Below are 26,427 nucleotides of genomic sequence, written 5' to 3' on the forward strand. Positions count from 1 at the left end.
GCGACTTACCTGCACTGTGTAGTAAAAAGAATTCACGGTTTAAACAGAGTTTAAACCGTGAACCGCTCGAACATTTTCATATCTTATTGTGACGCTCTGTCATCTTGTTTAGGGGGGGGGCAAAGACTTACACTGTAAACTTCGACAACGACTCCTTCAGCGAATTGGACAGCTCCTCCAGCTTCTCGGAAAGCTTAACGAGACCGTTGCTGATGTTAAGCTGCTCGTTGCTGAGGCTGGCTACCTCCTCGGAAGTGGCCGAGGATTCTTCCGCTACCGCGCTGACGTTCGACATCGCATCGGACAGCACGACCTGAGACTGATCGAGCTTCTGGATCGATTCGGTAACTTCTTCCAGCTGATTGATGAATCCGCCCATCTGATCTTGAACCTGCTTGAAGATTTCGTCCGCTTCCTTAACGGAGCCGATTTGCTCCTGGAAGATCGGATACGCCTGGGACAGCACGCCGACCGTCTCGTCGATTTCACGTTGAATGGTCTCCGTGATTTGCCCGACCACTTCGATGGATTGGCGGGATTGATCGGCCAGCTTGCGAATCTCGTCGGCGACGACCATGAACCCTTTGCCCGCAGCTCCTGCTCTCGCCGCCTCAATCGTGGCGTTCAGCGACAAAATGTTCGTCTGCTTGGTGATATTGTTAAGCATCTCCAAAATTTTTCGGATGGAACGCGTGCTTTCCTTCAGCTTGTCCACCTTTTCAACCATGGAACGGGTCATTTGCTCGGTTTTGTTCGTTTTCTGAATGAGCTCGGACATATACTGAATCCCTTGCTCACTGGATTTATGAACTTCCGAGGCGGCCGTACCCATCTGCACGTTGGACTGAATGACCTCTTTCATCTGCTGTCCGATTTGTGCGGTCAGCTCGTTGCCGCGCTCCGACTCGACGGCCAGACTGGATGCGCCGCCGGCGATTTCTTCCGTCGCCACGGCAATCTCTTTGGCCGACATCGCCGTTTTCTTTGAAGCTTCCGACAGCTCGGTCGAGGTGGAAAGCACCTCTTGAGCCGACAAATTCGTCTGCTGCACGAGCGCGGTGATTTTCTCCATCATCTGGTTGAAGCTCGCGCCGAGCTGCCCGATTTCATCCTGACGGTTGATGTTTGTGCGGACGCGAAGGTTGCCCTGCTCGCCTTCCTTCATCAGGTTGCGAATCATGACGATCGGCCTTCCGATCTGCCGGGCTACGACGAAGCCGATAATAACGGCAATAATGGCAGCAATAAAGGCCATTAGCCATGTCATTCCCTGAATCACTTTGGCGTCTTTAACGAGTTCGCCTACCGGCATCGCTCCTACCAGGAACCAGTCCGTCTTGGCCGATTTGTAATAAACGATCTGCATGTCGCCCTTGGCGCTCAGCAAATTGCCGCTGTTTTCCTGCAGCGCAGCTTCCGTCAGCGGCGTCGTCGAATCCGCACCGATCAGATCTTTGTTTTCGGTATAAACCACCTTGTTTTTACCGGTAGCTATTGACGTGATGCCGCCTTCGCCCATATTGATCTGATCGACTTCCTTGCCCAGCGTATCGATGCCGATTTCCATGAGCATCACAGCCTGCACATTGTTGTTCGACGACGATTTCAAAGATCGTCCGATGGCAAAGGTCGGCGCTCCGGATTGGTCGGCATAACCTTTCGGCTTGGTCTCGAGCCAAAGCGCTTTCCCGTTGGCATCGATGATCTTCTTGAACCACTCTTCGTTTTGCACGCTGTTTTGGAAGCTGCCCGATCCCGAGGATGTGATCGGTTCTCCTTCTTTCGATAAAAGATGAAGAGAACGGATCGTTTTATTCGAATAAATGAATACGTTCAGCTTGTCGGAAAGAGATTTGCGCAGCTGCAAATAATCGTACGAGCTTTTATTGATCGTTTCTTTATCGTCAAGCATTTTTTTCAAATCGTTATCAAGCATGATCTGCAGCGAAAGATCCTCATAAATGCCGTACAGAAGGTCCAGCTTCTGGCCCGCCTGGATGACGGTTTGCTCGGAAGCATCCGCCACTTTGCGCTGAATGACGCCTTTGGATATATTGTACGAGGTTAATCCCACCGTCAAAACAAAAAACAGAATGCTGACAAAAAACATAATAAACAGCTTCATACCGACGGATTTCACCGGGTTCTCCAGTCGAACGTTTTTCATCGACTGTCCTACCGCCTGCAGGTTTTGCTTGTTCACGTTCGCTTTGCCGGCAAGCTCCCCCGTCTTGCTCATCGTCTTCTTCAAACTCTCCTGGATTCCAGCCCACTTGTTCTTCAAAGAAATCACCCACCAGATTCGTAATTGATATGTTGATTAGTCGATACGGGCCGCATACGCGTGTTCGCTTGCAAAACAAATTTCGACAATAGGCTACAGTTCCCCTCCAGTTTAATCGCTTACACGCTAAAATTAGGCATAAAAAATTATGTATATTGTTACATTCGACACATTTATTTAATATCCTCTTGCCGATACGACATTTTTCCCGTGAATTATTTAACACTTTTCTCGTATTTTTTATGAAAAAAGGCCTCTTTCCCGGTCGCCGCGGCCATTCGTGGCGGCCACCGGGAAAAAAGGCCTATTTTCACATCTTGCCTGTTTTTTTGCGCATCATATCGAAAGGCTGTACGGGCTGCAGCACCTTCATGCGAATTTGCTGCAGCGGATGCCTCGCCGCATCCAGCACATTTCCGTCCATATCGCGGATTTCTCCGACCTTTTGCTTGAAAAAGGTGCCGTTCGGTCCGAAAAATTCGACCTCCTGCCCCGGCTTGAAATGATTGCGCTGCTGGATCACCGCTTCGCCGGAAGCTTCGTCGTATTCCATCACAAGACCGGTGAAATCGTAACCTATAGCTTTGTCCTCCGGTCCGAAAATGTGATCTTCGTGGCCCGGCTCATCGAAGAAAAATCCGGTATTCAGCGGGCGGTTGGCCGCTTTATAAATTTCTTCGCGCCACTCCTGCTTCAGTTCGTACCGCTTTGGATCGGCAAAATACGAATCGATCGCCTGGCGGTATGCGTTCACGACCGTCGCCACATAATGGACGCTTTTCATGCGGCCTTCGATTTTAAAGCTGTCGACGCCGGAGCGGATCAGCTCCGGGACATGCTCGATCATGCACAAGTCCTTGGAGCTCATCGAAAATGCGTCGTCCTCCGAATCGAACAGCGGAAGCTCGTTCACGCCGAGCGGCTGTACCGCATCCTCTTCGCTTGTGAACAGATCGTATTTCCAGCGGCACGACTGGCAGCAGCCGCCGCGGTTCGAGTCCCGGTCCGTAAAATGGTTGGACAAGACGCAGCGGCCCGAATACGAGCTGCACATCGCGCCGTGGACGAACACCTCGATTTCGATGTCGACATTTTTTTTGATCTCGTTAATTTCCTGCATGCTCGCCTCACGGGCCAAAACGACGCGGTCGACACCTTCGTTTTTCCAAAACTGCACGGCCTGCCAGTTCATCGTCGACTGCTGCGTGCTAAGGTGTATTTCCAGCTTCGGAGCCACCCGCTTGCACGTTTCGATGATAGCCGGGTCGGCGACGATAATGGCCGCCACGCCGGCATCCTGAATGCCCCGCAAATAATCTTCCAGCCCGGCTAGATCCTCGTTATGGGCGTATATATTCGTAGCCACAAAAACTTTGGCGCCGTATTTCGCGGCGAATTCCACCCCTTCGCGCATCTCCTCGAACGAAAAATTATCCGCATTCGAGCGCAAGCCGTACTGCTGCCCGCCGATGTACACCGCATCCGCGCCGTAGTGAACGGCGAACTTCAGCTTTTCCAGGCTGCCTGCAGGCGCAAGCAGCTCGGGTTTTTCCAGCCGCACCCGCTTGCCGAGCAGCTCTTCTTTCGTTAACGTAGCCATAAAAGTGTCACTCCTCTCTTCAGCAATTAATATACTTGTTCTTTATAGAAAAATCCGAAGCTCAGCTCGCGGCCCTCCGGTTGTATTTCACGAATGGCATAGAGCCACTCCTCATTAAATTCATACCCTTCGGGATTCGCGCAATATGCGTCGATCGCCCGGCGGTAGCTGCGCAGCACCGTTTCGTTATATTCGGTCGTTTTCAGCAGCGATTCGATCTTGAAGCTGTCGAGTTTCCCTTCCATCAGTTCATGAAGGCTTTCGAGCATGCAAATATCGTCAGCGCTCATAATATGCGTGCCGCCGGCGTCCTCATAGATCGGGTAACGTTCGTCGCGGCGCTCCTCCTCAATCAGGAACAGCTTGCGGTTTTGACCGAGCTCCTCCTTGCTGCGGGATTGGCCTTGATGCTCCATATAATTCACCAGCAGCGATCGCTTGGAATGATAAATATTCGTCATTCCGTGCACCTGAACCTGCACATCCATCTTCGCATGGCGTCCGATTTCAAGCACCTGCTCCAAGTTGAGCTCGCGCGCGAGCACCACTCTCGATGCGCCTTTGGATGCCCAATAGTTGGCCGTCACATAGTTGGTCGACGTCATTTCCGCGTTCCAATGCAGCGCCACTCCCGGCGCATGCTGCTTGGCCGCCACAAGCACGGCCGGATCGCCGAACACGATCGCATCGGCGCCGAGCTCACCGAGCTTTTGCAAATAAGCGGGCAAATCGCCCAATGCATCGTTGTCCAGTATGTTGTTGACGAGCACGTACACTTTGGCGCCTTTCGCATGGGCCGCGGGAATCGCTTCGGCGAGCTCGTCCGGCCTCATCTCGCCGGGCAGCCTCATGCCGAAACGGAGCTCTCCGACTTCGACCGCATCGGCGCCCGCATCGATGTATCGCAGCATTTGCTCGGTGGAGCCTGCAGGAATGAGCAGCTCGGGTTTTTTCACATCCAACACCTCTAACATTCAGGGATTCATTTTTCGGACATCTTCTGGCTCGCGGCAATGTTTTTCTGATGCTCTTCGTACGTTTCCGCGAACAAATGTCCCTTGCTGCCGTCTTTTTTCGTCACGTAAAACAAAAATTTCGTCTCCGCCGGATAAAGCGCCGCCTTGATGGAAGATAAGCTCGGACTTGCAATCGGGCCGGGCGGAAGACCGGGATGAAGGTACGTATTGTACGGGCTTTCGATCTGCAGATCTTTTTCGAACAGCCTCTCCTTCGGCTTGTCGAACAAATATTGCACGGTCGCATCGATCTGCAGGTTCATATTTTTCGTGAGACGGTTGTAAATAATGCCGGCCACGATCGGACGTTCTTCGTCCAAAGCCACTTCGCGTTCGACCAGCGAGGCTACCGTCATAATCTGATGGAAACCGAACTCCTTCGCTTTCGACGCTTCCGGCCAATCCGCGGGCAGTTCTCCGAGCTTGACGTCGAGCTCCGAAAGCATCCTGTCGATCATTTCGTCGACGGTTACATCCTTTTTCCACTCATACGTTTCCGGAAAAAGATACCCCTCCAGCCGGTGCCTGATCGCCGGATTATCCGGAATCGCCTGCGCCGCTTTAGCGGCAAGAGTTCTCGGCTCATCCGCTTTGCCCATAAAAGCTGCCGCATCGGTTCCGAACTGCTGGCCGATCTTCTCGGCAATTTGCCGGATCGTGTAGCCTTCCGGCACCGTGAGCCGCAGCATTTCCTCTTTCACAATTTGCCCTTTATTGAGCTTTTCGATGATTTCATCAACCGTAATCCCCGGCGACATGGCGTAACGTCCCGCCTGGAATTTGCTCCCTTGCTTCTTCCATTTCAAATAATACGTAAAAACGGAAGCATTTCGGATAAGCCCGCTTTTTTCCAGCTGTTTTGCCACCTCGGCGGGTCCGGTCCCCGGCGCGATGTCGAGTTGCACAACTTCCACAGAAGCCGGCATCGGCTTCAGCGCCTTGACCGTATACCCATATATTCCCGCCGCCGCTCCCAGCAAAACGAACAAGCCAAGGAGCGCAATCCGCGTCAATCTCACACCTTACAAGCCCCTTCCAAAAAATCACCAACTAACCGGTTATCTAAAAAATTGGCATCCTATAATTCCCTATGCAATGAAAAAGAGCGGATCGGCGTCCGCTCGGTTCTTATTCCCGTAAACAGATTTACTGATCTACATCCGCCGGGAACGTCATCTCGTCGTAAAGCTCGGAGACCGTCTCCCATTCGTCGTCGTCTTCGATCGTCTCCAGCTCCAGCTCGCCGCCGGGACCGGAGGATACGATAAAGATCGCCACTTCCTCTTCTTTCTTCAGCTGATCGTCCTGCAGCACCGCATAGCTTTTATCCCCAAGCGAAAATTCGGCCAAAATGCGGTACACGGTCGATTCGTCCTGCTCGTCATACAAAATAATATCATCTCCGTATTGGGAGCGCAACTGATTCGTCTCTTTCACATCGTTTAATGTCGCCAAAACGGTTCCTCGCTTTCGAAGCGTTTTAATCTTCCTCTTCGTTCATTTCGTCCATCAGCGTATTAAACGTTTCTTCGACAATGTTCCATTCTTCCTCGTCGTCGATCGTAAACAGCTGCAGATCGTCGCCGTCCTCTTCGTAACGGAATGCGTATACTTCGCCTTCTTCTTCGTCGCCCGAGTCAACGGGAACGACCATCATGTACTTCTTGTCCGAGCCGTCCACTTCGAATTTCATGATCACTTCGAATTCTTCTTCGTTGCCTTCATCATCGGGAATGTAAATAATCTCCGGCTCTTCTTCATTCAGCAATTCCTCTTTGGACATCTTGCCTTCACCTCTTCTTGGAATCCATATAACCTTGCAAAATAAGCGCTGCCGCCATTTTATCGACGACGAGCTTGCGTTTCCTGCGGCTTACATCAGCCTCAAGCAGCGTTCGCTGCGCCGATACGGTTGTCAAACGTTCGTCCCACAAATGTACGGGTAATCCTATTGTTTGTTCCAGCCTTTGGGCAAATGCAATGCAAATTTCTCCACGCGGGCCGACCGTATTGTTCATGTTTTTGGGCAAACCGACGACAATTTCCGTGACGCCGTATTGCTCCACGATTTGCTTCAATCTCTCGAGATCCTGCTCTTCCTTCTGGCGGCGGATGACCTCAAGCCCCTGCGCCGTCCAGCCGAGCTCGTCGCTGACGGCGACGCCGATCGTTTTGTCTCCGTAGTCCAGTCCCATCCAGCGCATGCCGATTCTCCTAAAAAGGCCAATGATTCCTCATTGGCCGCATCCCTTAAGATTTATGTTGATTCAAATAGGAACGGACCAGCTCTTCGATCAGCTCGTCGCGTTCGCGTTTGCGGATCATGCTTCTCGCATTGTTATGGCGCGGGATATAAGCCGGATCGCCCGAAAGCAGGTAACCGACGATCTGGTTGATCGGGTTGTAGCCCTTTTCCTGCAGCGCATCGTACACGGCCAAAATCACTTCTTTGGGTGATGTTTCGATCTCTTCCGCTTTTACATTGAACTTCATCGTTTTGTCCATGGAACTCATAACAGCACCCCCTGAAACTGAAACTGCACTAACCAAATATTGCTAATTGTATATATTCGCCATTTGTCGAAATATTCCTGTTGACGGCGAAAAAATTTTTCGGAGCCGGAAGGGCAAGACGCCCGTCCGAGGCTCCGGAACCGTATCGATATTATTTCGCCGCTTGCTCCGAGAGCAGCGATTCTACGCTCTCCAGCGCTTCCTTCAGCTTGGACGCGTCTTTGCCGCCGGCCTGTGCCATGTCCGGACGGCCGCCGCCGCTGCCGCCGCAGCGGGCCGCAACTTCTTTAATGATTTTACCGGCGTGGTAGCCCTTGGACACAAGATCCGGGGTTACCGCGGCCACCAGGTTCACCTTGTCTTCGGCGACGGCGCCGAGCACGATGACGCCTGAACCGATGTCCGTCTTCATCTGATCGACGATGGTTCGCAGCGAATCCATGTCCGCCGCGCTCACCTGGGCCGCCAGCAGCGAGATGCCCGCCGCCTGCTTCACCTGATCCTTAAGCGATCCGGCTTCGATGCTGCTCAGCTTGCCGCGCAGCGATTCGTTTTCGCGGGACAGCTCCTTAAGCTGGGCGAACAAGCCGTCGATGCGCTTCGGCACATCCTGGATGTTCGACTTGAGCAGCGCCGCAGACTCGCGCAGAAGCTGCATTTGCTGCTCAAGGAATTGATACGCATGGCGTCCGGTCACCGCTTCGATGCGGCGCACGCCGGAGCCGATGCCCGATTCGCTCAAAATTTTAAACAGCCCGATTTGGCTCGTGTTCTGCACATGGCAGCCGCCGCACAGCTCCAGGCTGTAGTCGCCGACGCGGACGACGCGGACGATATCGCCGTATTTTTCGCCGAACAACGCCATCGCCCCCATCGCTTTCGCTTCCGCGATCGGCTTCAGCGAAATGTCGAGCGCGGTGCTTTTCCAAATTTGCCGGTTGACGCGCTCTTCGATATCCTGCAGCTCCTCGGCCGAGATGCCGCCGAAATGCGAGAAGTCGAAGCGCAGCCGCTCCGGCGCCACCAAAGAGCCGGCCTGGTTGACATGCTCGCCGAGCACTTCCTTCAGCGCTTTGTGCAGCAGGTGCGTCGCCGTGTGGTTTTTCACGATGTCCTGACGGAGCTCCTCGGATACGCGCGCTTCCACCGTCTCACCGGAACGGAGTACGCCGGATTCGACAATGACCGTATGCACGTGCTGCCCGTGCGGCGCCTTGCTTACGGTGTCCACCTTCAGCTTCAGGTCTCCGCTGACGATTTCGCCGTGATCGCTTACCTGACCACCGCTTTCCGCGTAAAACGGCGTCCGGTCGAGAATGACCTGGCACGTTTCGCCGGTGCCGACCAAATCGACAAACTGGTTTTCGTGAACGATCGCAATCACTTTAGCACTTGTTACCAATTCATTATATCCAACAAATTCGCTTTTAACCGTAAAATCGGCAAGCGGTCCGCCCTGCACCTTCATGCTTTCCGATTCCTGACGAGCCGCCCTCGCGCGCTCACGCTGCTCCTGCATCGCCTTGTCGAAGCCGTCGCGGTCGACCGTCATGCCTTTCTCGGCGGCGAAATCCTCGGTGAGATCGAATGGGAAGCCGTACGTATCGTACAGTTTGAACGCGTCCGGTCCGGAAATTTGCGTCCGTCCTTCCGCTTTGGCGCGGGATGTCATCTCTTCGAGAATGGTCAGCCCGTCGGACAGCGTTTCGTGGAAACGCTCCTCTTCGGTGCGGATCACCTTTTCGATAAACTCGCGTTTTTCCACAACCTCCGGATAATAGACGCCCATGATGTCGCCGACGATGGATGTCAGCTTGTATAAGAACGGCTTATCCATGCCGAGCACCTTGCCGTAACGGACCGCGCGGCGCAGCAGACGGCGGATGATATAACCGCGTCCTTCGTTGGACGGAAGCACGCCGTCGCCCACGGAAAATGCTACGGTTCGGATGTGGTCGGCGATCACCTTCAGCGCCACATCGTGGTCCGGATTCACATGATATTGTACCCCGGCCAGCTCGCATGTCTTCTGAATGATCGGCTGGAACAGGTCGGTATCGAAGTTCGAATCGACGTCCTGCAGGATCGAAGCGAACCGTTCGAGACCGGCCCCGGTATCGATATTTTTTTGCGGAAGCGGCGTATAGCTGCCGTCCTTGTTATGGTTGAACTGCGAAAACACGAGGTTCCATACTTCGAGGAAACGCTCGTTTTCGCCGCCGGGCCAGCATTCCGGATCGTTAAGATCGCCGTATTTGTCGCCGCGGTCGTAAAAAATTTCTGTACACGGTCCGCACGGACCTTCGCCGATGTCCCAGAAGTTGTCCTGCAGCTTGTAGATGCGCTCCTCAGGCAAGCCGATCTTTTTGTTCCAAAATTCGAATGCTTCCGTATCCTCGGGATAAATCGTAACCGAAAGGCGATTCGGATCGAACCCGATCCATTTCGGGTCGGTCAGAAACTCCCACGCCCACGTGATCGCTTCCTCCTTAAAATAATCGCCGATCGAGAAGTTGCCGAGCATTTCGAAAAACGTATGGTGCCGGCGCGTTTTGCCGACGTTCTCGATGTCGTTGGTGCGGATGCACTTTTGCGAGTTGGCGATCCGGGGGTTGTCCGGCACGACACGGCCGTCGAAATACGGCTTGAGCGGCGCCATTCCCGCATTGATCCACAGAAGCGACGGGTCGTTATGCGGCACGAGCGGGGCGCTCGGTTCGATGTTGTGCCCTTTGCTGGCGAAGAAGTCAAGCCACTTTTTGCGAATTTCTGCTGCTTTCATACTTTATTGGCCTCCTTAAAAATTAAAAAACGCCCCTGCTGCGTGCAGGGACGAATCAGTTTCGCGGTACCACCCTGGTTATTGCGCGCCTCGTACGGTTAAGCGCAATCTCCTCTTGCGGACGTTAACGGGTCCGGCCGGCGAATGTTTGCTGCATCCGCGCTCCGAAAGAGCTTCGGCCATCCTTCATTAGCGAGGTTCTCGCAGCTGGCTGGCATCCTTACGGACGAATTCCGGCCAAAACCTCGTCTCTGCCTAACGGTCTATGGCTTACTTGTTTTCTTCAACGCTTTTCATATAAATCACGGTTATTACAGGAAATTATAAGCTTACGGCGAAGCGATGTCAACTTTGGTGTTCATCGTCCGTACGTTCTTCGTCGGGAGGAGCGATTTTCACTTTGCGCGGCACATAATCGGCTCTAGGCCGTTTCCAGCCCGTCGGCGAAGTGAGCTCCTGCGGATTCGCCACAAGCGACTCCCATTTTGCTTCAGGCGCCGAAGTCGCTTCCGGTTCCTTCCTTGCGGCCGGTTCCGGCGTTTCGGCAGCCCGGGCCGGCTCCGGCACGGTTTCGCCGTCCGGTTCGGCCAGTTCCGCCGGTTCCGGCGCGGTCTCCTCCGCCAGCGCGGCAGCGATTTCCGGCTCCGCCGAATCCGCCGGCTTCACCGCCGCTTTCCATGCGGGAACCGGCCGTTCGGCGAACTCAGCCGGCTGCGCTCCGCGAGGCTCTTCCGCCGCGATGCGCACAGGGACATCGTCTTCCGTTTCCTCCGTCTGCACCCTTGGCGCCGCTTTCGCCGCCGCCTTTGCCGGCCTTTCCAACTCCCATCGTTCCGTCATATCCATGCCCTCGGCCAGCACGTCCCCCCGGCTTCGCCCCGGATAAGGCGCTCCGAGCAAATATGCCGCGGTCGGAGCGAGCGAAATGAGCGAAAACGACGTACCCACCTTCAGCCCCCGCTTGATGCGCGGACCGAACAGGAAAAACGGCACGAACCGTTCGTTTTCATCCATATGGCCATGCCCGCCGAAGCCTTCCGATAGCCCGCGGTCGGAGCAAACGACGAGCACGCTGTCCCGCAAATAACCCCGGTTTTTCAGCCAATGAACGAACTCTTCGGCGAGCTCGTCGGTTTCTTCGATTTTTTGCACATATTCGTCAGATGATATGCCGCTGCGGTACCCGGCAAGCTCCGCTTCGGTCAAATGAACGACCAGCAGTTCGGGAGATTGCTCCGTCATGATACGTTTGGCCCGTGCGATAACGCTGCGGTCCGCACTGCCGTTATGCCGCCCCGCAGCCGCCTGTTCGCCATCTTCGCCCAGCGAGTTCAGCCATGGAGCGCTTCCGACGAGCAGCCCGATCTTTCCAACCTTGCGCAGCGCATCGAAAATCGTTTCCTCGCGAAGGCCTATCTTGTTCATTAGGCCCGTCCCGCCCCCGTGCTCGCGCGGGTAAGTTCCGGTCAGCATCGACGTGAAGCTGACGGTGCTGCGAGCCGGATAGACCGTTTGCATATGTGTGTACTCCGTACCGTTTTCACATAAGTAGTCGAGGAAAGGCGTCTCCGCCGAAGCAAAGCTTTCCTTGCGCAAACCGCCGATGACGATGACGATCACCTTTTTGGCCATCGCCGCGCCGCCTGCCGGGAAGCGCCCGCGGGTAGGCCCGTTTGATTCGGCGGGCTTCCAGTCGAACAAATACCGGTGAATCGCCCAGCCGTATACGGCGATGCAAAGCGCAAATCCGACGAGCGCCAGACGGCCGCCCGAATCGGTATGTCCTTGAACGCCGAATTCGGCGAACTTGTCCCACAGCATAACCAGCAGCAAACATTTGGGCAGCTGCTCCTGGACGTTTCCGCTTGTCGAATCGCTGTTTTTCAAAGCGAGCTTCCACAGGTGCAGCACATTCGGCCTTAAGGAACGGCTCTGCAGACGTGAACGTGAAGGCGCGTAAAACAACGCGACAAACAATAAATAAAGCACGACGGTCAAAGCAGCCAATGAAACGACGGTTGCCTGCCATATGAGCAAAAAAGCGGCCAGCGGAATCCATAAGTAGTTCCGCAAAAACAGCGGAAAATCGAATATATAGTAAGCTGCGAATAACGGAAAGAGGCCTAGAAAACCGAGTCCCGCCGCTTTCCAAAACGATCCCAGCCCGAAGTCAGGCATATGGTAAAGCAAAAAAACGGCGGTTGCGAAAATCGGCGTAAAAAGCTTTCCTTCGCGCAGAAGATCTTTGTATCCCGCCGAAGCGGGTGCCGGCATCAATGCTTGCTTCATCAGAAATTGCTCCGTTTCTACCCAGTAAACAGGATAATAACGCCAGTATATCACATATTTCCCTGACGTGGGGAGACACTAACGAACCGGAAAAGTAATGTGATTTTCCTATTGACAATGATTCTCATCCATATTAAAATAAAATCATCAATTGATAATGATTTTCATTACCAACAGCCAACCTCATCATTCTGCTTGCCAAAGCGGATGAACATGGAATCCCAACCTCAAAACCTCAAGACGAAGCCCCTTCCGCCTGATGGCAGAAGGGGCTTCTCTTTTTCGCCGGAAAATAACGCCGTGCTGCAGGATGCCGGTTTAATCATGCAAATGGTAGGGAACCGTAGCGACGATCATATCTTTGCGTTTCAGCAGCTTCGACCGGATGCGCCGCGCCGACTGGTTGTGCAGCAGCCTGTGCCACCATTTGCGAGTAATGAATTCGGGGAGCAGCACCATGACGGTCTGTCTTTCGCTGACGTGCGAATCGATTCTGTCCGCAAATTCGATAAGCGGCTTAATGATCGCGCGGTAACGGGATTTAAAGATGACAAGCCGCACGCCCGGATTCCATTTTTCCCATTTCTCCTCCATCTTCTTTTCATCCTCGTCGTTAAACGCCACATAAAAGGCGATCACATTCGGCGAAAGCGATTTGGCATAGGCGATCGTTGTTTGCACGACCCGGTGAATGCCGGCGATCGGAATAATGATGACCGATTCCTTTTGCGGAACCGGGTCGTCCAGACATATGCGCAGTTCCGCGGCAAGATCCTCATAATGGCGGTATATTTTCGTAATAAAAATAAGCAGGATCGGCGTAATGAAAATAACGATCCAGGCGCCTTCGGCGAATTTGGTGACGCTGAAAATAATGAGCACGACAAGCGACAACAGCGCTCCGACTCCGTTGATCGTCAGCTTGCGCCGCCAGCCCTTAGGCCTTTCCGTGAACCATTTTCGGACAAGTCCGCTTTGCGCCAGCGTAAAGGAGAGAAACACCCCGATCGCATACAGCGGAATCAGCGCATCGGTTTTGCCGCCGAAGATAATCAGCAATATACTGGCCAATATGCCGAGCGTCACGATGCCGTAGTTGTAGGAAAGCCGGTCCCCGCGATTGGCGAACATGCGCGGGAAGTTTTTGTCCGTCGCCATGATCGACGCCAGTATCGGAAACCCGTTAAAGCTGGTGTTCGCCGCCAACGTCAAAATCAGCATGGTCGCGAACTGCGTCGCATAATACACCGTGCCGCGGCCAAATGCATGCTCCGTCACCATCGACAGCACCGACGTATGTCCCTGCGGATCCGGGGCTATGCCGTAGGCGAGCGTCAGTAGAGTGATACCGCCGAAGACGACCGACAGCAGCGCTCCGAGCGATACGAGCGTGCGCTTGGCGTTGGTTGTCGAAGGCGTGCGGAAATGAGGCACCGCATCGGAAATCGCCTCGATCCCGGTCACAGCGGAGCAGCCCGAGGAGAAAGCTTTCAGCAGAACAAACAGCGTCAACCCCTGCGGCATTACCTCAGGCACCGCCAGTTCCGTCGATACCGCTTCGGCGCCGGTGACAAGGTCCCAGGCGCCTTTGCCGAGCAGCAGCAGCACGCAGCCGATAAAGAAATAAGTCGGCAGGGCGAACACGCTGCCGGATTCGGAGGTGCCTCGAAGGTTCAGCCATACCATGAGCCATACGAGCAAAAGGGTGATTTCGACGATGTAAGGCACCGCCTGCGGAAAAGCGGAGGTAATCGCCTGAACGCCGGCCGATATCGAGACGGCTACCGTCAGCGTATAGTCGATCAGCAGCGACACCCCTGTCAGGCGTCCCCATGTCATACCCAAGTTTTCCTTGGCGACCATATAGGCGCCGCCGCCCTGCGGATACGCTTCGATCACCTGACGGTAGCTCATTACCAGAATGCCGATCAGCAAAATGATCGAGATCGCCACGGGCAGCGAAAAATAAAACGCGGCGATCCCGACGGTGGCCAGCTCCAGCAATATTTGCTCCGTGCCGTAAGCCACGGAGGAGAGCGCATCCGACGACAGGATCGGCAGCGCCTTCCAAACCGGCATTTTTTCCGATTCTAGCTCGCTGGTCTTAAGCGGTTTTCCGAATAACAGCCTTTTCAACGTATACTCAGTCATCTCATCCAATCCTTTTTCCTGTTATCGTTGCCTGAATATCGCTGCAGGATGAGCGCACAACAAAAAAACACAAGGGTAGCACCTTGTGTTTTTGTCACCGGTTGTTCTATCCTTCCCACGAGCGCTTACGAGGTTAGCTGTCGGATTCGAGCCGTGAGAAGCAGCTCTACGGGCGCGGATGACGCCCGATTCACCCCATATTTCGTTTGGTTCCCCCGCTTTTCCCGAATGGTTTCAGGGAAAATTCAGCGTTTTTCATATTCAGTTGCAAAATGAAGTTTACTCCCCGTATGAAGGAAAGTAAAACAGGAAAAAGATCAGCTTGACGTTGGCGTTATTCACGGCGGCTGAAAATAACGCTTACATAGCTTTTGCTCTCACCTTTGCTTGCATTCTCTCACGAATTATGGCTGATTTGTGACAAAAGGCCGTATTTAAATAAGCTGAGCATGAAGTCCAAATAATAGTCCTTCCGCACGATAATTTGGTAATCGCGATTCGGGTGAACGTAAAACAAAACATCGGTCAGCACGTCGTTCCGCTCGAAATCGTAGCGAATTTTCTTAAGCGCCTGAGCCGCTTCCTGCCCGTCCTGGTCTTGAGATAAAATCCGAATGCGAAACTCCGTGTCGGGACCGTTACTTTTTTCCGAAATCTCCAGGCATTTCTTGTCATAATCGTATGAGATCATAGCATCGCCACCTCACAAATATCGGATAAGAATATACAGATTAGCGATCACAATCGACATAATCATAAGCGGGAAGCCGATCTTCAGGTAGGTCATAAACGAAATCGGGTGCCCTTCCTTGGAGGACAAACCGGCTACGATCAAATTCGCGCTGGCCCCGATCAGCGTGCCGTTCCCGCCGAGACATGCGCCGAGCGCCAGGCTCCACCACAACGGCTCCAGGCGGTCGACCCCCATCAGCCCCATCTCCTGAATCATCGGAATCATCGTCGCCACAAAAGGGATATTGTCCAAAAATGCCGAAGCAATCGCGCTCATCCACAAAATCAGGAATGACGCTTTGGCCACATCGCCTCCGGTGACATCGATCGCATACTGCGCCAGCTTCGCGATGACCCCGGTTTCAATCAAACCTCCGACGAGGACAAACAAACCGACGAAGAAAAAGATCGTCGTCCACTCGACTTTGGCGAGCGCTTCCTCCATATGGTGCTCGCCGGTGAGCAGCAGCAGCAGAAAGGCGCCGGCCAAAGCGACGGTTGCGGATTCCAGATGAACGATCTGATGCACGAAAAATCCGCCGATCGTAAGTCCCAATACGGCGAGGCACTTCCTGAGCAGCTTCGGGTCGGTAATCTCCGCCTTCTCGTCGAGATCCATGACGCTCAGCCTCAGCTCCTCCGTCGTCTTAAGCTGCTTGCGGTAAATCCAGACCAACAGCGGAATTGTCGCGAATAAAATGAGGAAGGCAATCAGGCTCAGGTTATGGATAAACGCCATGAAGGTCAGTTCCTTCACCGCGCTGCCGATCATAATATTCGGCGGATCTCCGATCAGCGTTGCGGTGCCCCCGATGTTGGAAGCCATGATCTGCGAGATCAGGTACGGCACCGGATTCACCTGCAGCTGCCGGGTAATGCTGAAGGTCACCGGCACCATCAGCAGCACGGTCGTGACATTGTCGAGAAACGCCGAGCCGACGGCCGTTACCAAGCCTAGAGCGATAAGGAGGCGCACCGGATCGCCCTTCACTTTTTTCGCCGACCAGACGCCGATGTATTTGAATACCCCCGTATCCGCCGTTATACTGACGATCACCATCATGCCGATGAGCAGCCCGAGCGTATTGAAATCGATGTGATGCAGCGCCTCCTCCTGCGGAACGATGCCCAGCACGACCATCAGTAGGCCGCCGATCATCGCGACTATGGTCCGGTGAATCTTCTCCGAAACGATGAGTCCATAAATAACAAGAAAAATACCGATTGCTAGCAATGCCTGTTGTTCCATCCGTTTACATCCTTTCTCATCCCTAAAAATGACAAAGAGGAGCCCTTGGTGACAGGCTCCTCCAAAAACCAAAAACTTATTCACTTGTAGTTGTGCTGCGCAACCTTATATTCATACGGATAAAACCGGGAATGGTTTCATTTTTTTAAAAGCTGCCGCCCGTAAAGCGTGCCGGGCACAGGTTTGCGCCAGCAAACCATGCCAGGCAGACGCGAGCCCGCCGCACGCATTACCTCCCCACATCATCGCTCCAAAAGTAAAGCGTGTCGGGCATCCGATTTTTTGAGCCGCAGGCGAAAAATCGATGCCGGGCAGGCGCGAACTAGCAGCGAGCATTACCTCCTACGGGCGGGTCCAGGGCGCCCGAGCGCCTGGGGTCCCCCTTAAGGGGGATTTAGGGGGTGTCGCTCTATTTAGGGGGTGCTCCGCTCTATTTAGGGGGTGGTTGTCTATGCACATAGTACAAAAACACATGCTGCAAAATAACTTTCATCACGGCGAAAAACGGCACCGCCAAAATGAGCCCGATCACTCCGGCCAGCTCCCCGCCGACGAGCAGGGCGAAAATGATAATCAGCGGGTGCATGTGCAGCGACCGCCCCACCACCTGAGGCGAAATCACATTGCCTTCCAACACCTGGCACACCAAATTGACGAACGCCACGAGCATAACCATTTTCAGCGAAATGGTGGATGCCATGATGATCGCCGGAGCCGCCCCGAAAAACGGTCCCAAATAAGGGATGATATTAAAAATCGCGACAACCGCCGCAAGCAGCAGCGGGTAAGGCATATCGATCAGCCAATAACCGAGGTAAGCACACGACCCGACGATCGCGCATACGAGAAACTGGCCGCGGATGTAATGACCAAGCGCCGTGTCGATGTCGACGAGCAGCTTTGTCGTATTTTTGCGGTGCTGCTTCGGAACGATGGCAAGCACCGCTTTTTCGATCAATTGGAAATCTTTTAATATGTAAAAAGCCAAAAATGGGACGATAAAAGCAATAAAGAGCATATTGATGGTGCTGCCGATCCCGTCGATCGATTTGGAAATCGCGAGACTGATGCCGTGCTCCAGCTTCGCCAGCGAATTGTTGATGCCCGTACGGACGCTGTCCGGCAAAAACTCGAAGTCGTTCAGCCCGTCCACGAGGCTCTGCGCTTTCATCGCCATTTGCGGCAAGCTGTTGTTGAGCTGCTGCAGCTGGTTCATGAACATCGGGATCATGTTCATCAACACGACCGTCGTGGACGTAATGAAGACGGCGTAAATGAGCAGCACCGCGATCGTCCTCGGCACTTTGCGCGAACCCAGCAATGTGACAACCGGGTTCAGCACATACGAAATGATCATCGCGATGATGAAGGGCGCCAAAATTTCTTTCAAAAATCCGTAGACCGCTACGATGATCGGTTTGATTTGCAGCAGCATGTAAAGGATGAGCAGGCCAAGCAGCACGTATACCATAACGACGAATGTATTGTTTTTCAAAAAGCGGTCCATCCGCGTTACCTCCCCGCCATGCCGAAATCTGCTACACTTGTACAGTATATGTACAACCTGTAGGAATTAATCCATTCGAAGCATAATTAAGCAGGACAGGAAATAGAAATGAATGGTGTAGGAATCACGAGGCCAAAACAAATCCCCCCAAAAAGTGAACCTTTGCAGCCTTAGTACTTTTGGGAGAACCCCCGGTTATCCACAAAAATCAGCCATGCATAATTTCCTATGCATAAAAAAAACGCCAACCTCAGTTGGCGTGAACTTGCGGCATTTCCTCTTCCGGGAAAAACAAATCGTCGAGCGAGCTGAGCGTGCCGTCTTCCTCAACTTGATAAACGGACATTTTGTCTCCGTTGACGGTCAGTTCGATAAAGCAGCCCCAGCAGTAAAACTGGTGCGAGCCGATTTTGCCTATATCTTTGGAATTGCAGTTTGGACACCGTAACATCATTATCACCCTATTCTACTTTTGATACGAAGATTTCTTCCAGCTGCTCATTACAGCGGACCGGAACGACGATCGCATCCTCGCCCAATATAACGGTTTCGGGAACGGGCAGCCATTTGCGCCCTTCCTTCAAGTCGGTAATGAAACCTTCGGACAATTCATAACCTATTACATGTTTTCCCAATAAATCATCCAAATAAACGTCTTCGACTATCCCGAGCTGCTGTCCGTTTACGGTGATGACGGGCATGCCCTTCACTTTTTTGTGGCCCCCAACCAACGAAAAAAGCGGAAGATCATCTTCCATCGCCTTAAGAACATCCTCACTCGGTATCGTAATCGCATCTTCGCCCAAGGCGAGCACATCGTTCCATTCGACGTATGTCACAGAAGAAAACCACATCTTTACTTGCATTTGAATCGCCTCGATCTCCCACTCTTCATTCAGCAAAAGATCCTGAGACGATCCGACTTGTCTGCCGGTATCGACACTGATCACCGGCAGGCCGATCACGTCGCGCGCTTTTCTCAAATGTGTACCCTCCATGATGCAAATGCGCCTATTACTTAATACGAATACGCCGCACAATGGTTGCAATTTTCTGGACGGCCTCTTCCATCTGCTCCACCGTATTGCCGTAGCCGAAGCTCAGCCGTATCGCGGAAGCCGTGACTTCTTCAGGCAGGCGCATGGCTTTCAGCACGTGGGATACTTCGAGCGAACCGGACGTGCAGGCGGAGCCGCTGGCTGCGGCGACACCCTCCAGGTCCAGATTCATCAGCATGCTCTCCGTACCGACACCCGGAAAGCTGACGTTCAAAATATGCGGCGAGCGATGAACCGGATCTCCGTTGATGACAAACGAATCTGCGAGTTGAGACTCAAGCCCATCTACTAATACTTGACGTAGTTTTTCCAAGTTTTGTTGCAATTCATGCATCGATTCGCCATAAATTTGCAAAGCTTTGGCAAATCCGACAATTCCCGCTACGTTTTCCGTGCCGGGACGCCGCTTGCGCTCCTGATTGCCTCCGTACAGCAGAGGAGAAATCTTCACTTTCGGAGCGATGTACAAAGCGCCGATCCCTTTGGGCCCGTTGATTTTATGTGCGGAGAAGCTGGCAAGGTCGACAGGCAGTTCGCTTAAGGTAAGCGGAACATGGCCGAGCGCCTGCACCGCATCCGTATGAAAAAGCACTCCATGCCTGCGGGCCAACTCCCCGATGGCTTCTATATGCTGAATCGTACCCACTTCATTGTTGACATACATGATGGTGATCAGGATCGTATCGGGGCGAATCGCTTGCTCCACATCCTCAACGGAAACGAGACCGGCCGGGTTTACCGGCAAGTACGTCACCTCATAGCCCAATCTCTCCAGCCGCTCGCATGCGTGCAGTACGGCATGATGTTCGATTTGCGACGTGATGATATGCCGCCCCTTCTCACGCAGCGCCTCGGCAGCCCCGAAAATCGCCGTATTGTCGCTTTCCGTGCCGCCGCTTGTAAACATAAGCTCACCCGGACGGCAGCCGAGCGATTCGGCGATTGAATCCCTGCTCGCATTTATGGCAGCCCGCGCTTCCCGGCCGAAGCCGTGCGTGCTTGAGGCGTTTCCGTAAATGTTACTATAATAGGGCAGCATCGCTTCAAGCACTTCCGGCCGGACCGGAGTCGTTGCCGCATGATCCAAGTAAATATTCATTCGCTTCACCGTTAAATGTAAAACATATAGTTGTCTTGTTTGCCCTCATCCTTGAATGAAATGAGATCGGCCAGCGTTGTCGAATCAAGCACCTCGGCGATGCTGTCGCGAATCCGGATCCACAGGTTCCGCTTCGCGGGATCGTCCTCTTCGGTAAAATCGACCGGGCTGATCGGTCCTTCCAGCACGCGGATAACATCGCCTGAAGAAATCTCCTCCGGCATTTTCGACAGTATATATCCTCCGTAAGCCCCGCGGATGCTTTTCACTAAACCGGCATTTCGCAAAGGCGCTACAAGTTGCTCCAAATAATGCTCGGAAAGCTGGTGCTTCTCCGCAATACTTTTCAAAGAGGTGGGGCCTTCTCCGTATTTGGTCGCGAGTTCCATCATGATGGTCAGTCCATAACGGCCTTTTGTAGAAATCTTCAAAACTAGCACCTCATTCGCATCGACGATATCTATATAGGATTGCCAAAAATCCCGCAAACATTTCATACATATCTGTATCATTTCTATGGTATCATAATTCCGCTTATTGTGGGAGAAAAACCGTGACATATTCATGAAATATTTTATTATTTCGCATAACCTATGTATAATGGAGGGATAGATCTTTTTGGGGACCCCCCAGCAACAAGAAAGGCGGTGTCATCGTAATGAGCAAAAAAGCACGTGTCGTGCTCGGCATGTCCGGCGGAGTCGATTCTTCCGTTTCCGCGCTTCTTCTGAAGGAACAGGGCTACGAGGTGATCGGCGTATTTATGAAAAATTGGGACGATACGGACGAATTCGGCCATTGCACGGCCGAGGAAGACGCGGAGGATGTGCGCCGCGTTTGCGCCCAAATCGGAATCCCTTATTATACGGTCAATTTCGAAAAGCAGTACTACGATAAAGTGTTCGCTTATTTTCTCGACGAATACCGGAAAGGCCGCACGCCGAATCCGGATGTGATGTGCAACAGGGAAATCAAATTCGGCGAGTTTTTGCAAAAGGCGATCGAGCTGGGCGCCGATTATTTGGCGACCGGCCATTATGCCCGAGTGGAGCAAAAGGACGGCGTTTACCGGCTGCTCCGCGGCGTCGACGCCGGCAAAGATCAAACCTATTTCCTGAACGCGCTGAACCAGGCTCAGCTGTCGAAAGCGATGTTCCCGATCGGCCATTTGCCGAAATCGGAGGTGCGCCGTTTGGCTGCCGAAGCGGGGCTTGCAACAGCCAAGAAAAAAGACAGCACCGGCGTCTGTTTCATCGGCGAGCGCAATTTCAAGGAGTTTCTGAGCGGCTATCTGCCCGCCCGCTCCGGCGAAATGCGCACGTGGGACGGCGAGCTGAAGGGCCGCCACGACGGCCTGATGTACTACACGCTCGGACAGCGCCAAGGACTCGGCATCGGCGGCTCGGGCACGGGCGAACCATGGTTTGTCGCCGGAAAAGACCTGGAGCGCAACATTTTGTACGTCGTGCAAGGAGAGCAGCATCCGAGTCTGTATTCAACCGGACTTGTCGCCAGCGATTTGAACTGGATCAGCGGCAAACTGCCGGAGGGCGAATTCAAGTGCACGGCGAAATTCCGCTACCGCCAGCCCGACCAAGACGTAACGGTAAAGTTTTTGGGAGGCGGCCGCTGCGAAGTCACATTCGACGAGAAGCAAAAAGCGGTCACGCCGGGGCAGTCGGTTGTTTTTTACAGCGGTGAAGAGTGCTTGGGCGGCGCCGTCATCGATACGGTCGTGCCGCTTGATGCACGGTACGCTTTGACCGGGCTCGCCCAGGTGTAATTGGCGGCGCGGCAAGCAAAGTGGAGATTCAAAAAGCGAGGTGGTTCCAGTATTCTGGAATGCCTCGCTTTTTTCACGTTGGCGCTGCGTCAGGACGACAAGCCGATACCTTCGCCGCTTATGCGGTGATCTTCGCCTTTTTTAACCACGATGCGCGAAATTCTCAAATGATCGGTCTCGTCGATGATAAATTCGAGCTGACCGTGTACGATTTTTTGGTGCTTTTTAGGGGGGATCTCCGTTTGCGAGTATATCCAGCCGCCGATCGTATCGTAATCGTCCGATTCGATTTGCAGCTGGAAAAAGCTGTTGACTTCCTCGATCAGCATGCGTCCGTCTATGGAATATGTACCGTCTTCCCGCTTCTCGATTTGCGGACGTTCCTCGTCAAATTCATCCTGGATTTCGCCGACGATCTCCTCGATGATGTCCTCAAACGTAACGAGACCGGAGGTTCCGCCGTATTCGTCGATCAGCAGCGCCATTTGCGCCTTCTTCTTTTGCATCAGCTTGAGCAGATCGCTGATCTGCATCGATTCGGGAACGCCCATGATCGGCCTGGCGATCGATTTGATATTTTCGAAGCTCTCTTCCGTCTTGAGCAAATCCTTAATATGCACGAACCCGATGATATTGTCTTTGTCCGGATCGCAAACCGGATAACGTGTGTGCATCTCGGAAATGGCGATCGCCTTGTTTTCCTCGTACGACAGATTTGCATATAGACAGATCATATCGGTGCGCGGGATGCGGATTTCCCGGGCTGTCGTTTCGGCAAATTCAAATATATTGTCAACAAGCGTAAGCTCGGTGTTGTCTATGAGCCCGCTTTTGTTGCTTTCCTTCATCAGTATGCGAATCTCTTCTTCGTTGTGCGCCGATTCGCGCTTCTCCTTCGGTTCGATGCCTGACCTGCGCAGCATCCAGTTCGAAACGCCGTTCAGAAACCAGATAAAAGGGTACATCAGCTTGTAAAAAATCATCATCGGAGCAGCAGACAGAAGCGTCACCTGTTCCGATTTGCGAATCGCGTATGTTTTGGGGAACTGTTCTCCCAAGGTGATGTGAAGCGCGGTGATGAATGCAAATGCGATGATAAAGGAGATGGTATGAATGACCGGCTCAGGCAGACCGAACGTGGATAAAAGCGGTCTCAGCAAACGCGCCGCGGCCGGTTCTCCGAGCCATCCAAGTCCGAGAGACGCCAAAGTAATGCCAAGCTGACATGCCGATAAATAGGCGTCCAAATTGGAAATGACCGCCCGTGCGAACTTTGCCCTTACGTTGCCGTGCTGAACAAGCGTGTCGATGCGGCTTTGCCGGACTTTCACCATCGCGAATTCGGCAGCGACGAAAAATCCGTTCAAAAACACCAGCAGCAAGACCAAACTTATGCTGAGCCAGGTCGGTATCGGGTCACTGCTCAATGAGCTTCCTGCCGCCCCTAAGGGGAGACAGGTTCACCTCCTAAAAGTTTTTTCGGAGATAAAACTTACTTCGTAAGCATCGGCTGAGTCGAACTATGTATTACTAAGGTATATACCTGCAGGCATGACCCTATGACACTATGCGCAAAAATCCGCTGATGAAGTCCAAGCGGAAATTTCCGCAATTTCGGGTTCGAGGCTGCCATAGGGTTGCCGAAAGGTCCCTGCAGGTTAGCTCGGATCGGGCGAGTGGCTTGTATTCTGTTTAAAACCTTCCAAAAATACGGCGACAACCTTCATGGTTTCATCCATATCGGCCTGCCGCAAAGATTCGTTGGCGAGCAATAGCGCCGTTTCATTCAAACCGCCTGAAATAAAATGGGTCAATATATCCAGGGGAACCTTCGCAAAGCATCCCTGGCGCTGCATAATCTCAAGCTGCTCCCGGAGCAAACGCATGGAATGGTTTTTGTCCATTTCACGCCAAACTTCCCACCCCAGAATCGCAGGCCCGTCAATCAGCATAATCCGCCGATTCCGCTCTTCGACGGCAGCCATAAGGAAAGCGCGGCAACCCAGGTACAGCTGCTGCCATACATCTTCGCTGCCCGACGCCTCCCGCTCCACTCTTTCGGCGACCTCTCGCTGGACATCTTCCAGCACGATGCGAAACAATTCCTTCTTGCTGCGAAAATGATGATAAACCGCTCCCCGCGTCAAATTCGCTTCTTGTACGATCGATTCCAGAGCCGCATTGGCATATCCATGCTCGGTAAAATGTGTTCTGGCTACTTCCATCAGTTTTCGAATCGTCTCGTTTGTCTCCTCTTTGCTTCTTCTCATCGTAGGCAAGTTCTCCTGTCGCAAAACGTTTGCTTCTTTATTTCCATATCTCTTCCGTGTACTGACTGCCATAGCTATCCGTCGGAGGGATGACGGTGATGACATCGATCAATATGCCGTTCGGATCGGATGTGATGAAATGCCGCTAGCCAAAATCCTCGTTGCGGATATCGTACTCCAAAGGAAGCTGGGCTTTACGTATTAGCCGTTCGTATTCAGCATCAACGTCCTCCACTTCAAAGTTAAGGATCAACCCCCTTGCCTTCGCCCGATAAGCCTCGGGAATAGTCGGGTGAGCGGCATCGAGAATAGCCAGCTCGAACGGAGTGCCGGAGCCGGACATTTTTAAGCTTACGTACCATTCCGCCTCAAAAACCTGCTCGAATCCAAAGTGCTCCACGTAAAATGCGGATGTGGCGGCGACTCGGTCAGTCAAAACTACTGGATAAAAGCTGGATATTTTCACAATAAAAACCCCTTTCGGTTGTTATGTCTTTATATTAACATACATACTGTATGTATGTAAATTACGATTTGCAGTTTTCGTTCGATTCTATCAAGCTGCGGGTGGATCGATCGGACTGCCGGGCAGACTCGCCGAACCTGAAGGGTTTCAAATGGCAAGTTATATCGCCGGCGTCGTGGTCATGCTCGCTGGCTTCTACTTGTTAGGACTCGTCAAGCCATGGGGGAAAACCATTCCGTCATGGATGCCGCTGATTAGTGGAAAAGACGTCCATCCTCTTCTCTTATTGGTCCCCACGCTCATTGGCTGCGCTTTCGATTGTATTCGATTTCCTCAAATTTTGAGCTGAAATAAGGAGATGTCGGAGTGCGGAATGAATCGATATTAGTGGTTGATGATGAGGCAGGCTTTCTAATTATGCTTGAGAATCTTTTTCGTAAAGAAGGATATACCCGGATTACGAAAGCCGGTTCCTCCGAAGAGGCACTTATGGCCATGAGAACGACACGTTTTGACATGATCGTTCTGGATGTCATGCTGCCAGATATGGATGGATTTTCCCTGTGCACGGAAATACGCAAGACCATTACAACCCCTATTTTGTTTCTAACTGCCCGATCCAGCGATATGGATAAGCTGCAGGGGCTATTCTTAGGCGGAGACGATTATGTAACCAAACCGTTCAAACCGCTGGAAGTTATTGCGCGGATTCAAGCTCATTTGAGACGAAGCGCTTGTATGCATCTGATGTCATAAGCGTGGAGAATGTGTACCGGTACGATGCGTTTACCCTTAATCGGACTACCGGACAGCTTATCGTGGGCAATGTGGAGATTCCTTGTCCGGCCAAGGAACTTGAACTGCTGCTGTATTTTTGCAAACATCCGAACCGGGTGTTCACTGCTCAGCAACTATATGAGCAAGTCTGGGGCACCATGGTGCAAGGGGATGAAAAAACGGTCGTAATCCATATTTCCAGACTCCGAAAGAAGCTTGAGGTCGATCCAACCCGTCCCAAACTGATCGTCACACTGCGAGGAATCGGATACAAGTTCGTTCCGCCCACAGGAGGTTAATTCCGTGAACTTGTACTTCGCATAGCGCTACAGCTCCAGACGGCTTTTTTTGTTTTGATCGTTTGCATTCAAGCGATAACGATCGTTACGGCCTGGTTGTTTTGGCCACAATTGTTGTCCGGGATCGTTCGGTCTTTGTGGTGACCTTGTGCGTCATGCTCTTTCTTCTAACCTTGCTCCTTATTGGTTGGTATCTCGGGAAGCCGATTTAAGGAATTTCTTTCAATCATTCATCAAAAAGTGGTTCATCTGCAAGAAATGGTACAGGATCTTAATGAAACGCCTCATGGACAAATTCCTTTAATAGCCGAGGAAGCGGATATCATGGAGTTCGTGCGCAGAACGGTGGCAGATGTCAGCTGTGCACCTTGGGCGACCGGTTATCTATTCTCGATGGACCCGGATCCAGACCGCATTTGGGTAACTTGCGATCCGAAGCTGATGACGCGCGCTATCCGCAATTTGCTCGTCAATGCCGTCGTCCACAATCCAGAGGGTACCAAGATTGCGGTTCGAATCACGCAGCTTCATGATCGGACGACGTAGATCCG

22 protein-coding genes, 2 pseudogenes and 1 riboswitch are annotated in these 26,427 nt (G+C 52.8%); of the genes and pseudogenes, 3 read left to right on the forward strand and 21 right to left on the reverse strand.

Features of this window, described 5'->3' with window-relative positions; genetic code table 11:
• Positions 1–127: 127 nt before the first annotated feature.
• The 18 genes from MYS68_RS18865 to cymR form a co-directional block, all read right to left on the reverse strand.
• Complete coding sequence (locus MYS68_RS18865; RefSeq protein ID WP_420852230.1) at positions 128–2,167, reverse strand: methyl-accepting chemotaxis protein; 2,040 nt, start codon at positions 2,165–2,167, stop codon at positions 128–130.
• A 427-nt stretch (positions 2,168–2,594) separates the two neighbouring features.
• On the reverse strand, positions 2,595–3,884 hold the full coding sequence (locus MYS68_RS18870) for a peptidase U32 family protein (protein ID WP_248927329.1): 1,290 nt from the start codon (positions 3,882–3,884) through the stop codon (positions 2,595–2,597).
• A gap of 26 nt (positions 3,885–3,910) precedes the next feature.
• Positions 3,911–4,795: a peptidase U32 family protein gene (locus tag MYS68_RS18875; protein ID WP_420852231.1), complete on the reverse strand. Its 885-nt coding sequence runs from the start codon at positions 4,793–4,795 to the stop codon at positions 3,911–3,913.
• A 71-nt stretch (positions 4,796–4,866) separates the two neighbouring features.
• A complete protein-coding gene (gene mltG / locus MYS68_RS18880) occupies positions 4,867–5,919 on the reverse strand; it encodes an endolytic transglycosylase MltG (RefSeq protein WP_248927331.1) in 1,053 nt (350 codons plus the stop codon).
• A gap of 127 nt (positions 5,920–6,046) precedes the next feature.
• On the reverse strand, positions 6,047–6,355 hold the full coding sequence (locus tag MYS68_RS18885; RefSeq protein WP_248927332.1) for a DUF1292 domain-containing protein: 309 nt from the start codon (positions 6,353–6,355) through the stop codon (positions 6,047–6,049).
• 25 nt (positions 6,356–6,380) lie between these two features.
• Positions 6,381–6,683, reverse strand: coding sequence for a DUF1292 domain-containing protein (locus MYS68_RS18890; RefSeq protein WP_248927333.1), 303 nt, complete (start codon positions 6,681–6,683; stop codon positions 6,381–6,383).
• A gap of 7 nt (positions 6,684–6,690) precedes the next feature.
• Positions 6,691–7,104, reverse strand: coding sequence for a Holliday junction resolvase RuvX (gene ruvX, locus MYS68_RS18895; protein WP_248927334.1), 414 nt, complete (start codon positions 7,102–7,104; stop codon positions 6,691–6,693).
• A 46-nt stretch (positions 7,105–7,150) separates the two neighbouring features.
• Positions 7,151–7,414: an IreB family regulatory phosphoprotein gene (locus MYS68_RS18900; protein WP_248927335.1), complete on the reverse strand. Its 264-nt coding sequence runs from the start codon at positions 7,412–7,414 to the stop codon at positions 7,151–7,153.
• Between the two features lie 151 nt (positions 7,415–7,565).
• A complete protein-coding gene (gene alaS, locus MYS68_RS18905; protein ID WP_248927336.1) occupies positions 7,566–10,196 on the reverse strand; it encodes an alanine--tRNA ligase in 2,631 nt (876 codons plus the stop codon).
• Between the two features lie 345 nt (positions 10,197–10,541).
• Positions 10,542–12,485: an alkaline phosphatase family protein gene (locus MYS68_RS18910; RefSeq protein WP_248927337.1), complete on the reverse strand. Its 1,944-nt coding sequence runs from the start codon at positions 12,483–12,485 to the stop codon at positions 10,542–10,544.
• Between the two features lie 318 nt (positions 12,486–12,803).
• Complete coding sequence (locus tag MYS68_RS18915; protein WP_248927338.1) at positions 12,804–14,636, reverse strand: APC family permease; 1,833 nt, start codon at positions 14,634–14,636, stop codon at positions 12,804–12,806.
• 107 nt (positions 14,637–14,743) lie between these two features.
• Positions 14,744–14,897: riboswitch (cyclic di-AMP (ydaO/yuaA leader) on the reverse strand.
• 136 nt (positions 14,898–15,033) lie between these two features.
• A complete protein-coding gene (locus MYS68_RS18920) occupies positions 15,034–15,327 on the reverse strand; it encodes a hypothetical protein (protein WP_248927339.1) in 294 nt (97 codons plus the stop codon).
• Between the two features lie 12 nt (positions 15,328–15,339).
• The gene (locus MYS68_RS18925) at positions 15,340–16,617 is read right to left on the reverse strand and encodes an ArsB/NhaD family transporter (protein ID WP_248927340.1); all 1,278 of its coding nucleotides are present in this window, start codon (positions 16,615–16,617) and stop codon (positions 15,340–15,342) included.
• A 430-nt stretch (positions 16,618–17,047) separates the two neighbouring features.
• Positions 17,048–18,124, reverse strand: coding sequence for an AI-2E family transporter (locus MYS68_RS18930; protein WP_248927341.1), 1,077 nt, complete (start codon positions 18,122–18,124; stop codon positions 17,048–17,050).
• A gap of 250 nt (positions 18,125–18,374) precedes the next feature.
• Positions 18,375–18,575, reverse strand: a complete 201-nt coding sequence (locus MYS68_RS18935) for a hypothetical protein (RefSeq protein ID WP_248927342.1) — start codon at positions 18,573–18,575, stop codon at positions 18,375–18,377.
• Positions 18,576–18,585: 10 nt separating this feature from the next.
• On the reverse strand, positions 18,586–19,107 hold the full coding sequence (locus MYS68_RS18940; protein ID WP_248927343.1) for a PRC-barrel domain-containing protein: 522 nt from the start codon (positions 19,105–19,107) through the stop codon (positions 18,586–18,588).
• A gap of 31 nt (positions 19,108–19,138) precedes the next feature.
• Positions 19,139–20,281, reverse strand: a complete 1,143-nt coding sequence (locus MYS68_RS18945; protein WP_248927344.1) for a cysteine desulfurase family protein — start codon at positions 20,279–20,281, stop codon at positions 19,139–19,141.
• Between the two features lie 11 nt (positions 20,282–20,292).
• Positions 20,293–20,712: a cysteine metabolism transcriptional regulator CymR gene (gene cymR / locus MYS68_RS18950; protein WP_248927345.1), complete on the reverse strand. Its 420-nt coding sequence runs from the start codon at positions 20,710–20,712 to the stop codon at positions 20,293–20,295.
• 227 nt (positions 20,713–20,939) lie between these two features.
• On the opposite strand from cymR, the gene mnmA reads away from it, so the two are divergent.
• Positions 20,940–22,064: a tRNA 2-thiouridine(34) synthase MnmA gene (gene mnmA / locus MYS68_RS18955; protein ID WP_248927346.1), complete on the forward strand. Its 1,125-nt coding sequence runs from the start codon at positions 20,940–20,942 to the stop codon at positions 22,062–22,064.
• Between the two features lie 89 nt (positions 22,065–22,153).
• Here the strand turns inward: mnmA and MYS68_RS18960 are convergent, their stop codons facing one another.
• From MYS68_RS18960 to MYS68_RS18970, 3 genes and pseudogenes are all read right to left on the reverse strand, one after another.
• The gene (locus MYS68_RS18960; protein ID WP_248927347.1) at positions 22,154–23,491 is read right to left on the reverse strand and encodes a hemolysin family protein; all 1,338 of its coding nucleotides are present in this window, start codon (positions 23,489–23,491) and stop codon (positions 22,154–22,156) included.
• Positions 23,492–23,722: 231 nt separating this feature from the next.
• Positions 23,723–24,334 (reverse strand): TetR/AcrR family transcriptional regulator, encoded by a 612-nt coding sequence (locus tag MYS68_RS18965; protein ID WP_248927348.1) that lies wholly within the window; start codon positions 24,332–24,334, stop codon positions 23,723–23,725.
• 37 nt (positions 24,335–24,371) lie between these two features.
• Positions 24,372–24,800, reverse strand: a pseudogene (locus tag MYS68_RS18970) (VOC family protein).
• 366 nt (positions 24,801–25,166) lie between these two features.
• On the opposite strand from MYS68_RS18970, the pseudogene MYS68_RS18975 reads away from it, so the two are divergent.
• Together MYS68_RS18975 and MYS68_RS18980 are read left to right on the forward strand one after the other, a co-directional pair.
• A pseudogene (locus MYS68_RS18975) lies at positions 25,167–25,876 on the forward strand (response regulator transcription factor).
• 258 nt (positions 25,877–26,134) lie between these two features.
• Entirely contained in the window at positions 26,135–26,422 is a 288-nt protein-coding gene (locus MYS68_RS18980; RefSeq protein ID WP_248927349.1) for a histidine kinase, read from the forward strand.
• The last annotated feature ends 5 nt before the right edge of the window (positions 26,423–26,427 follow it).

It is taken from the genome of Paenibacillus hamazuiensis (assembly GCF_023276405.1).
Lineage (GTDB): Bacteria > Bacillota > Bacilli > Paenibacillales > NBRC-103111 > Paenibacillus_AF > Paenibacillus_AF hamazuiensis.